Here is a 3,897-nt window from a genome sequence, read left to right as displayed (position 1 = left end):
TTTCACGTCTACATGGCCATGGGTTCGTTCGAGCGCATCAAGGCGTTCCTGACCGAGCAGCAGGATCTCTGGCGCCCGCAGGATCTGGCCGAGATCAACATTCGTCTCGAGGCCTTCAAGGCGACGCGGCAGTAGGTTTCGCACGGCGTTGCGCCCGCGCGCAGACGGGCGTGCGCAGACGGCACACGCAGTCATCGCCCCGCCACCGAAAGACCCCTCGCCCCCCTCGCCGACTGCACCTCCGGCTGCAGTCTGCCTGTGCTATCGTGGCATGGATTCAGTTGAGGGAGGGCGTTGGCGTGGGGTTGATCGACATCTTCACGATCTTGCTGGCTTTTGGCGGAGCGAAGGCCAGGTATTCAGCGCCCTTTGAGAGCACCCCTCCGGGTGCCTGTGACGCGGTGTGGGATGTCTACCAGAGGCTGAATGGCATACAGTCGCGCGATGCCTTCGATGCCGACCCTGAGCCCTGGGACCTGAGTGTTGACGGCTTGCTGGTCGAGCTTGACGACCCGCGACATTTCAACCGCTATCGCTTGTGCACCCTGGCGTCGCCCATCTACGCGCAGCTCACCTTTCCGCTTCGGGAATACCGCGACTGGTGCGTGACGCATGAGCGGACGTTGCGGTCGGGCATCTGGACAAATGAGGCGTGCGAGAGGCTGTTCGGACCCGCGGGCCCCGAAAAAGGACTGGCGCCGTTGGGCGGGGCCGTCGACGTCGCCGACATCGACGTGTCTACGGGCACGGGGTCGCCGTTCTTGCGCCAGCGCGCGCTCGTGCATGCGCGCGCCATTGGCAGGCGCTGAGCGACAGGTCGACGGTTCTCGAGCAACGGTCTCACCGCGGCACTGGCCGCGGTGAGGCCGTCAGTCTATGCAGGGAATGCGCTCAGGCTCTCGCCGAACCACGATGAGGGTGTTCTCGAGCGCGTCCTCGAACGTCTCGCCCATCTTCCACATGAGTGCGCCGAAGCAGAGGTAGACCCGACCGTCTTCCGCCACCAGCAGCAATCCCTGCCCGCCGTGCTCGGCAACAGGCGAGAGGCGCACCCCCAGCTGCTTCTCCCAGTCGCCGATGGCATCAGACTCGCCCAGGGCGGCGTCGTCCGGCCGGAACACCAGCTCGTCAGCCCGGAACACCGCGCCAGGCGCTTTGGGCGGCGGCTTGATTGTGAGCAGTCCGAAGTTCTCCAATATGCGAAGCGCCTCCGGCACCATGGTGTACCCATCGTCGATGAGCGCTTTCACCCAGCGGGTCATCGACACCTTGCGCGTGGGGGACCAGCCGGCCCATTCAAGTGTGTCAGTCACAGCAGCAGAGAACATGACGCATTCCTTCATTCACCGATTGGGATTTTACCGCTTTGGATTTCACAGCTTGGGATGATACTTGAGGCCGAGCTCGCTCAACACGGGGGCGCAGCCGCTGCAGGGCTTGTGCGCGGATGCGTGATTCGGGGAGTTCGGACCGCGTACCTTAGCCGTCTGGACGTGCCCGCCCTTGAGCGCGGTGCGCCCTTCACGAACCGTGGTGATGGCCTTGCCGCTCGTCTGCTCGGCGCCTCGCAGCGCTTCGCTCATGGCCTCCCTCTCTGCGCAGTGGCCTTCGTAGACGTTTCGATATTCCCAGGTCAGCTGGCTCACGACCTGATGGCGCGGCGTGCTGTACGACGAGCGCCCCGCTCTTGAAAGAGCATGCGGTGCGCGGCCACGCGTGCGGTCTCGTACTGGCCGGCGTCGCGAAACCCTGCTGCGGACAGCTGCGGCCTGCTCGGCATGGCGGCGCGCTGCGCGCGGAGCGCGGCTTGCTGCCGCTGGTGCACCTGCGCATCGGTCGTGTGCTGCGAGGCCTGGAACGTGTCGTGCGGATGAGGAGAGGTGTGCGTCGCGGCGGGCGCGTCGGCCGGCCGTGCGTGATGGGCGGGCGCGTGCGGTGAGCCCAGGGGGCCGTCGTCATGCGTTTCCCGCGCTCAGAAAAAGCAACATCGCGGCCACAATCTGTTAACAAGTCGCGCTGCAAACCGTGCCTCTCGGCCGCTCCATGTCTCACGAGAAGAGTGAACTGCACCGAGCAGCAGAGGGAGCGCGCCGACATGACCTACATATCGCCACACCGCAAGAGCACGATTCCGCACCACGATGTGAAGCCCGCCCTGCCACACGCATCGCGGGCCGTCGATCGGCTGGCCCCCTCCAGGCAAGCGTCATCGAACACCGCAGCCCAGGCTTCCGAAAGCCGACGAGAGACGACCTCGCTGTCTGACGAGGGGGGACACGCGCTTGCACCCCAGGAGCACGCGCTGGTGGGCAACATGCGCACCGCGATGGCCGAGTCGTTCGCGAATGCGCAGTCTTCGTCTGACCCGTCGTCGTCCGCAGATGCGCAGAAGCGCGACGACGCGGCGCCGGTAGAGCCGTCCGAGAGCGCCGCGGCGGCGTCGATGCCCCAGGGCGGCCAGTCCGGCACGGCCGCTTCCGCGGGCGTCGGTCGAGCGACCGCCGACGCTCCCCAGTCGCAGGCCCAGGAGATCGGAACGGCAGTCGGCAGGCTGCGTCACAACCCCCAGTACAACCTCGAGTCTTCGAAGCGTGGCGAGCTCAAGCAGCGTCTCGGCGACTACGCGCGCAACCTCGAGCCTGAGCGCGGGCAGCGCTTCGTCGAGAACGCGAAGAAGGGGGTGCTCGGTCTCGAGCAGCCCCTGGGCCAGTTCACCGAAGATGTGCACGGAGCGTACAAGAGCGCGGGTATCCCGAACTCCGAGGGGCGCGTGGCGCTCGATTCCAGCGCGGTTCGCGGTGCGCCGAGCAAGGCCGAGAAGGGCGACACGTTTCGTCCGGACGGCGACATGAAGGCGAGCGATGCGAAGGGGCGCCCCTCCGATCTCGATACCGCCTTTCGCGCCACCGACCAGGAGTTTCGTGATCTGGCGACACGCCGCATGCAGGAGCTGCAGACCTCGAGCGGGCAGAAGGGCTCGAAGGCTGCTGTCCCCCAGGAGTATCCGCTGCGCATGAGCGAGACACAGCCGCACCAGGGCGCTGAGATTCGCACGGGGACGAACGGCGAGCGCTTTCTGAAGATGAAGTCGATCGAAGATCTCGCGACGGCGAATCGCGACAGCCGCGCCTTTGTCAAGGCAAATCCGGGCGAGCAGCAGACGCTGAGCAGCCCTGCTCGGCAGCTCGCAGAGACGTACGAGCGTGGGTTGCTGCGCGGCAATGACCTGCCGAGCGCGAGCTTCGACGGCAAGACCCGTCCCAGCGAGGGTGTTCGCGCCAACGAGCTGGCGGAGATCTCGGCAAGAGCGGGCCGCGAGGTCGGCATCAGCGCCGTGCGTCAGGGTGGACAGTTCGATCCGGCCCAGAAGGGCGAGATCTCGACCCTCGAGCGCCCACGGGGCAGCAACACCCGTGCAGCAGAGCGCCCCGCGGTGGTCATGGAAGGGGTGAACCGTGGCCTCGGTGCGATGGCCGCAGCGGGCGGCGTCAATCAGATCGGCGCGGGTGTCGAGAAGCTGAAGAAGGGCGAGGCCGTCGATGGGAGCGTCGACCTGGCGGCCGGCGCGCTCAACACGGTGGGCGGTACAGGCATGGCGGCCGGCGGAAACCTGGCCCAGGTCGGCGGACGCCTCGTCGGCGCCGGGCTGGTTGTCGATGGCGGGCGCGATCTCGTCAACGGGGTCGCCAACGGCAATGTCGAGCAGACCGCGGTCGGAGGCGTGAAGACAGTGGGCGGGGGCGCCCTGATTGCGGGCGGCACCGCGGCGGCCACCGTGGCGCCGGTGGCGCTGGGCGGGCTCGCCGTGTACGAGGGCGGCACGCAGATGATGCGTGGAATCCGCAGCGGCGACAATGAGCAGGTTGCGGTCGGGGGTGCCAAGGCAGTGGCCGGGAG

General features: G+C 67.1%; 4 protein-coding genes. 2 read left to right on the top strand and 2 right to left on the bottom strand.

Features of this window, described 5'->3' with window-relative positions; genetic code table 11:
- Window positions 1–299: 299 nt before the first annotated feature.
- Entirely contained in the window at window positions 300–809 is a 510-nt protein-coding gene (locus EB084_21370) for a hypothetical protein (protein ID NDD30815.1), read from the top strand.
- Window positions 810–869: 60 nt separating this feature from the next.
- On the opposite strand, the gene EB084_21365 is transcribed toward EB084_21370, so the two are convergent.
- Together EB084_21365 and EB084_21360 are read right to left on the bottom strand one after the other, a co-directional pair.
- Window positions 870–1,343: a hypothetical protein gene (locus tag EB084_21365; GenBank protein NDD30814.1), complete on the bottom strand. Its 474-nt coding sequence runs from the start codon at window positions 1,341–1,343 to the stop codon at window positions 870–872.
- Between the two features lie 30 nt (window positions 1,344–1,373).
- Window positions 1,374–1,646 (bottom strand): hypothetical protein, encoded by a 273-nt coding sequence (locus tag EB084_21360; protein NDD30813.1) that lies wholly within the window; start codon window positions 1,644–1,646, stop codon window positions 1,374–1,376.
- A gap of 413 nt (window positions 1,647–2,059) precedes the next feature.
- Here EB084_21360 and EB084_21355 point away from each other — a divergent pair.
- Window positions 2,060–3,897: hypothetical protein (locus EB084_21355; protein NDD30812.1), on the top strand; the 1,838-nt coding region annotated here is incomplete at its 3' end.

The sequence above is a fragment of the Pseudomonadota bacterium genome (assembly GCA_010028905.1).
GTDB lineage: Bacteria > Vulcanimicrobiota > Xenobia > RGZZ01 > RGZZ01 > RGZZ01.
This window is presented reverse-complemented; position numbering and strand designations above follow the sequence as displayed.

What these genes read in the sequence shown, in the direction of transcription:
- EB084_21365 (NDD30814.1), bottom strand. Translation starts at nt 1,343, where the DNA reads ATGAAGGAATGCGTCATGTTCTCTGCTGCTGTGACTGACACACTTGAA.